Below are 6,563 nucleotides of genomic sequence, written 5' to 3' on the forward strand. Positions count from 1 at the left end.
CACGGCCATTAAGGCATCGACTGCAGGTGCGGGCTCACCGTCCGCAGGAACTCGTAGCCGTTGGCCGCGTCCCAGTTGATCGACCACGTCATCGCCCCGCCGATGGCCGGCCAGGCCGCGGGCGGTGTGAAACCGGAGCATCCGCTGCCCGAGGCGAGGCAGTCCAGGGCGCTGTTGACCAGGTCTGGGGCGAGGTAGCCGCGTTTCGCCGCCAACTTGGAGGCAGGCAGGCCGATCCCGACCTGGGACGGGCTCAGGCCGCCGCGCAGCTGGGTGCAGGCCAGGGCGGTCAGGAAGTCCTCGGTGCCCTGAGCGTGGACGGCGCCGTCGCAGCCGACCGTGGAGCCCGCGTTGTAGTACTGCGTGAACGAGATGGTCAGGATCGATTTGATGCTCAGCGCCAGCTGGAAGTAGGCGCCGCCGGTGGATTCCATGTCGCCTGTCTGCGGCGCGAGCGTGATGAGCGCGCCGGGATGCAGAGCCGCGAGACTGCGCAGGGCCTGAGCCGTGGAGGCGACGTCGAAGCCGTTCTCGAAGTCGATGTCGACGCCGTCGAACCCATATGTGCTCATCAGGCCGCTGATGCTCTTGGCGAAGTTGGCCGCCGCGGCCGGCGAGTTGATCGAGACGGCGCCGCCGGCGTTGTTGACCGACAGCAGCACGTGTTGTCCGCGCCCGTGCAGTGTCGCGACGTCCTGAGTGAACTGCTCCGTCGTGTACCCGCCGAGTGCCTGCGCGAGCGCGGGGCTCAGCGTGAAGGTCACGCCGCCGTCGTGCTGCGCGTCTGCGGCGGCGAACGCGACGTCCACGAGGTTGTAGCCCCTGGGTACCGCGGCGAGGGGCATCGGGATGGCGTGGTTGACGAAGTCTTGCCAGTAGCCTGCGAGTACGTGCTTTGGCGCGGAGCTGACGACTGTCGGCGCGGCACTGACGTCTGTCGGTCCTGCACTGCTAACAGCCGCGTCCGAAAGTTCTGGCGCGCCAGTCGTCACGTTCACGGCTGTGACCGTCGGCGCCCCGGTCACGAGCGCGCCGGCTATCGAGGGGGAGCGCGGCACCGAGGCGTGTCCGCCGACCAGCAGAACGAAGCCGATGACCGCAAGGAGCAGAGCGGTCGCAGCGCCGATCGCGGTAGCCGCGAGTCGTGCGCGTGACATTGCTGGTCGTCCCTTCGTGCCACGCCGCCGGGGCTTGATCGAGTACGGCGGCGCGCCTGGCGCCAGCAGGCCGATGGCCGTTGCTGGATTCGGATCTCAGGCGGGGGAATCGTAGCGCGAACGGTGCCGGACGGCGCATGAGCGAGCCGGGGATCTTCGGGCAGCGCTCCGAAAATCTCTTGGGATTTTTCTGTTGGCGCTTCGGGGGTCCGCTCCTCCTATCCATGAGAGGCCGCGCGAGACGGCCTGAGATGCAGGAGGCCATAGATGCGCCAGCACGCGGTTGGAGACTCGAAGGGCATGGCGGTTTCGCCCGGCAACTGGGCCGGGGGCCGGAGCGATGTGGTCGGACGTGGGGCCAGGCGTGGCCTCGCGTTGGCGGCAGCAAGCCTGGCGGTAGCGGGAATCATGATCGCCGCTAGCGGCTGCTCCGCGACGGCGATCGGGGCCCCCGGTCCGGCCGCGACGTCGGGTGCGCCGGTGTCGGGCGCCGGTAACGGTGCGGGTAGCGCAAGTGGCGGCGGCTCGGCTGGCGGCGCAATCGGGGTCGGCTCAACCTCCGGCCCCGCGGGGACGCCCGAGTGCACGGCCTTAGGTCTGACCATCACCGCGACGACCGGACCTTCGGGCGGCGGGCACCAAAGCGAGTTGCTGCGTTTCTCCAACATCAGCGGCCACACCTGCTTCATGCGCGGTTACCCGGGCGTCGCCCAGCTTCACGGCTCGCAGACGCTGCAGAACGCGACCCGCACCCGAAGCGGATACCTCGGCGGTCTGCCGTCCGGGCAGAGCATCCCGACGGTGGTCCTGGAATCCGGGCACAGCGCCGCAGCCCTCGTCGAAGCGCTTGACGCCGCGCCGAACGGCTCGCAGGCGTGCAAGGGCGCAGGCGCCACGGGACTGCTGGTGACCGCGCCGGACCAGACCTCCAACACGAACCTGCCGTCGCTGCTCACCGCCTGCGCCGACTTCCAGGTGCATCCCGTCAGCAGCGCCTCAAGCGATGCGGGCGGTCCGCAGGACTCCACGGGACTTCAGGTCGACATCACCCCCGAGGGAGGCATCACGCTCACCCCGGGCGGACCGGCGGTCGCGTTCACGGTCTTGCTGCACAATCCGACGAGCACCGACTACGCGCAAGTGGGTCTCGTGGTCTCGTTCGGGCATTGCTCGTGCACGGCGAGCACGCTGTTCCCCTCCGGGACGCTGAACGTCGTCGATCCGCGCTTCAGCGGCGTGCAGTCGGCGCCCTACGACGTCGAGGGCTTCGGAACCGACTTCCTGAACAAGACAGCGGTCCCCGCCATCGCGATTCCCGCCGGGCAGACCGACATCTTCACCTTCCACGTGCGCCTGAGCTCGGCACAGTCCGCGAGCGTGAGCAGCGGCACCTCAGACGTCAACGTGACGCTGACCGACGCGGCGAACAACCAGCCGGTCGGCCCCGCACCACTGGCCTCGCTGCCGATCTCGATCAGTTAACGGCCCGCAGGCCGTCTTGCAGCGGCTCGGGTGCCGCCCACGCCTCTCCGGCGACCGGGGCGGCACCCGAGCGCCGCCCGCGCTTCAGGGCGTGAGCGCCGGCTCGAATCCCGTCGAGGCCACTTCGTCGCCGGGCGCCTCGGCCACGGCAGCGGCCGCGCCGTCCCTCCCGCGTCCGGCGGCAATGCCGCGCTGGGCGAGGAACGCGCCGAACAGGACGACGAAACCGCCGAGGATCTGCACCGGATTCAGCCGCTCGCCCAACGCCACCCAGGCGATCACCGCGGCCGAGGTCGGCTCGATGTACGCGAGGCCCGCGGCCACCGGCGCGGACAGCCGCTGTACGGCCGCGGTTCCGGTCAGGTAGGCGATCGAGGTGCTGACGAGAACGACGGACGCGGCCAGCAGCCAGCCGGGAGCGGCCGAGCCGTGGCCGAGCGGCACCTCGCGGGTGAGCACGCCCCACGGCGTCGACCACGGGGTGGCCAGCGGCGCCAGCGCGACGGCTGCCACGATCATCCCGCCGAGGTTGAGGGCCAGCGGATCGACGCTGCCGGTGAGGCGGTCGATCAGCAGGAAGAACGTGGCATTGCCGGTACCCGCCCCGAGCCCGGCCGCGAGGCCCACCGGATCCAGGTGGACGCCGGACCAGATCTGCACCACGCACACCAGGCCCGCCATCGCCACCGCGACTCCGACGAGCGAGACGCGCGGCACCGGCCACCGGCGCACCAAGCGCACCCAGCCGACGACGAGCACCGGCCCGGTGAACTCCAGCAGGATCGCCACGCCGACCGGCAGCCGGCTGGCGGCCACGAAGTAAGCCGCCTGGCAGCCGGCGACGGCGACCAGGCCGTACACGGTCACCAGGCCGCTGTTGCGCCGCAGCATCGCGATCAGGCCGCGCCGGCGCAGCGCCGCGCTGCACGCGACCAGGATGAGCACGGCGCCGACGATCCGCAGCCAGACCGCCTGCAGCGGACTGAATCCGGCATCGATCAGCGCCTTGGCGAAGGGGCCGGACGCTCCGAAGGAGACCGATGAGGTCACGCCGAGCAGCACACCGACGCTCGTCTTGCTCAGCAGCGCCCTGTTCGGCCCCGCACTGTCCAGCGGCGTCGCGCCCGCCGTGTCACCGCTCGTCCTGTCCACGGTGACGATGGTAATAGCTCACTCCGACAGTGACCCCTGACCAGTCGGTCCCTGGACGATTCCGCTGTCCGCGTTAATTTCACCGGGTCTCCGGTTAATAGGCGTGGACGCTACCGCCCGGCGCTGCCGGGTTTGTCGGTTGTCGCCCATATATGGAGGAAAGGACCATGGTCGCGGGGCTGGAGATCACCAGCGTCGAACATGCGGGCTGCTGTGTGCTGACAGCGGCCGGGGAACTGGACATGGTGCGCGCCCGTGCGCTCGAGGTCGCGCTGATAAGGCACACCACGAACGACATGCCGCTGGTGCTGGATCTGACCGGCCTGCGCTTCATGGACTCATCCGGCCTGTACATCGTGCTGCGCACCAGCAACGAGTTCCGGCGGTTGAACCAGCGGTTCGTCCTGGTGCCCTCGAAGATCGTCATGCGTTTGGTCGAAGTGGCGGGCATGAAGGACATCCTGACGATCTGCCCGACCGTCGAGGACGCACTGGCCCATGTCGGTTCGCCGATGACTCAGTCCGAGACCTCATCCCGGTAGCCCGGTTACACGCCGACGGCGACCACGGCGACCACGACAGGCGGGCGGTCGGGTCACCCGCGCACCCGCCTGCGGTCCAGCCGCCAGCGCGGGGACCATCGGCGGCAATCGCAGTGTGCGCAGTCGCTACCCCTGCGGTAGTGCAGATGCGCGCTTCGCTCGTGGCCGCAACGGCAGAGCAACAGCCGCCGGATCATCTTCACGACGCACCCTTACCGTTACCGTCTTAACGTCGTCCGCGCTCAGGCCGTCGACCGTGCCCAGGTCACATCATCGAACCATACGGTGCCTGAATTGCGGGCGCTCTTGAGCCAGATCTCCGCGAAGGCGGCGCCGAGCGGGGCCACCCCGGTCGCTTCCAGCTCGGTCCAGTCCGTGTCGCCCGAGCTGAGGGTGGGGGAGTCCGTGCCGCTGATGAAGACGCCCCGGCCGTCGAACCAGCTGACGTTCACCATGGTCGTGCCGGTCGCCCGGTTTCCGCGGACCCAGGCCGTCACGCGGTACTGGCCGCCGGGCACGATCTGCGGCCGCACCGGGACGGTATAGAAGGCCGGCATGCTCGCGTCATCGCCGCCGCTGGCGGAGATGCGGGCCGACCCTCCCGGCGTGTCGTGACCGACGGCCGCATCGAGCGCGAACCGGGCGTGATCGGGCTCCCACAGCCGCCAGATCGCGGGCAGCTCGCCCTGTGGCGTGGACACTGCCTGCGAGAAACCGCTGTTGAAGTCCGCTCTGACGCCTTCGCCGCGGAAGACCTGGCGCACGACGTCCGCCGCTGGCTTGGGTGTCCCGTCGCTGTGCAGGAGCCCGAAGGTGTACTGGTCGGGCTGCTGCTGGCTCGGTATCGCGGCTGCGGTGAAGTCGTACAGGGTCCAGGGCGCCGCGGCTCCGAGACCGAGTGAGAGCGCGGCCTGCTCGACGGCTTGGTAGTAGTGGGCCTGATACGCCTCAAGTGCAGCCTGACCGTCGGGCAGGCCGGGAGGGGAGCCCTCGCTGGCCGTCGCGAACCCCGTTTCGCCGACGAACACCGGCAGCGGGGCCGCGGCCTGGACGGCTGCGGCCATGGACGCGTAGGCCAGACCGTCAGACGCGTAGTAGTGCAGGTCCCAGAAGTCGGGCTCGACGCGAAGCGCCGCTCGCAGGGTGCTGATGTGCGCGGGCGCGGTCACGGAGAGGCTGACCGGGACTGCGTGTGCGTCGTCCTTTACAGCGGGAAGCAGCGCGTTCAGCCACCGGTAGACCTGAGCGTCTCCCAGCGTCGATGGCGCGTCCAGTTCGTTGCGCACGTCGATGAACGCCACGCGCGAGCCTGCACTCAGGGGATCGAGGATTTCGCGCGCCCAGGTGAGGCTGGCCGGGATGTCGGCGAAGTCGGTGAACTGGTCGAAGAGGGAAAGCTGCACTTTGAGCCCGTGCGCGTCGGCCAAGTCGACGATCTTCGCGAGGCGGGACTGCATGACCGGACTCGGGCTCGGAAAGCCCATCACATCCGGGAACACGGTGACTCGCACCGCATTCGCGCCCATGCTCGCCATGACCGCGAAATCGTGATCGATCCGGTCAGGCTCCCAGTGGGTCCACATGTACTGCCAGCCGTCGTCGGCTGGAAAGTAGTTGATGAGACGAAGGGTGCGCAGGTACCGGCTCAGCGGGGACGGGCGACGGTGCTCGGCATGCCCGTTGGCGGACGCGGCCGAAGGGGCGGATGGCGCCGCCACCGACGTGACCACGGCGACCAAGGCGATGATCAGTCCGGTTCGCAGCCAGAGCTTGCGGCGGCCGTCTCGTTTCATGGCTGCCGTCACCGGCTCGAGAGGCTCGCCACGACGGTCGTGCCGTCGAGCGCGACGACCTGGGCGGGGCCGGGTCCGGGAACGGTGAGCGCCGGCGCCTCCCACGACTGGCCCGGAGCGAGGTGGATGTTGTTCCACGTCGCGACCGTCGCTCCCGCCTGAGTCACCACGATCCGCAGCGAGTCGGCGCCGTGCCCGGCAGTTTGCCGCACGCCCACGTGGAGCTGATCGCCCAAGGGGTAGGCCCACACCGCGACCGATGACATCGTGTCAGTATCGGCGGTGGCGGAGGTCGCGGAGTAGTCGACGGCCAGGGCCGCTGCGGCCGCGAAGACCAGCACGCCGGTGACGGCGAGCGCGTTCGGCGGCCTGAGCCGTGCCCTTCGTTCGATGTGCCCGGCGGCGGGGGAGCGCGCGCCGGCCCAGACGGCGGCGAC

The 6,563-nt window shown here is 69.8% G+C and carries 6 protein-coding genes; 2 read left to right on the plus strand and 4 right to left on the minus strand.

What is annotated here, in order from left to right; all coding sequences use genetic code 11:
- Positions 1 to 8: 8 nt before the first annotated feature.
- Positions 9 to 1,157 carry a glycosyl hydrolase family 18 protein gene (locus VFA06_RS23105; protein WP_324842785.1) on the minus strand — a complete coding sequence of 383 codons (1,149 nt, stop codon included), beginning with the start codon at positions 1,155 to 1,157 and terminating at the stop codon, positions 9 to 11.
- Positions 1,158 to 1,565: 408 nt separating this feature from the next.
- On the opposite strand from VFA06_RS23105, the gene VFA06_RS23110 reads away from it, so the two are divergent.
- The gene (locus VFA06_RS23110; RefSeq protein ID WP_324842786.1) at positions 1,566 to 2,639 is read left to right on the plus strand and encodes a DUF4232 domain-containing protein; all 1,074 of its coding nucleotides are present in this window, start codon (positions 1,566 to 1,568) and stop codon (positions 2,637 to 2,639) included.
- Positions 2,640 to 2,723: 84 nt separating this feature from the next.
- On the opposite strand, the gene VFA06_RS23115 is transcribed toward VFA06_RS23110, so the two are convergent.
- Entirely contained in the window at positions 2,724 to 3,791 is a 1,068-nt protein-coding gene (locus VFA06_RS23115) for an EamA family transporter (RefSeq protein WP_324842787.1), read from the minus strand.
- Between the two features lie 167 nt (positions 3,792 to 3,958).
- On the opposite strand from VFA06_RS23115, the gene VFA06_RS23120 reads away from it, so the two are divergent.
- On the plus strand, positions 3,959 to 4,333 hold the full coding sequence (locus tag VFA06_RS23120) for an anti-sigma factor antagonist (protein WP_324842788.1): 375 nt from the start codon (positions 3,959 to 3,961) through the stop codon (positions 4,331 to 4,333).
- Positions 4,334 to 4,575: 242 nt separating this feature from the next.
- Here the strand turns inward: VFA06_RS23120 and VFA06_RS23125 are convergent, their stop codons facing one another.
- Positions 4,576 to 6,126: a hypothetical protein gene (locus tag VFA06_RS23125; protein WP_324842789.1), complete on the minus strand. Its 1,551-nt coding sequence runs from the start codon at positions 6,124 to 6,126 to the stop codon at positions 4,576 to 4,578.
- 8 nt (positions 6,127 to 6,134) lie between these two features.
- Positions 6,135 to 6,563, minus strand: a 429-nt coding sequence (locus VFA06_RS23130) for a hypothetical protein (RefSeq protein WP_324842790.1), incomplete at its 5' end; no start/stop codon positions are given.

The organism is Actinocrinis sp. (assembly GCF_035653575.1).
Classification (GTDB): Bacteria; Actinomycetota; Actinomycetes; order Streptomycetales; family Catenulisporaceae; genus Actinocrinis.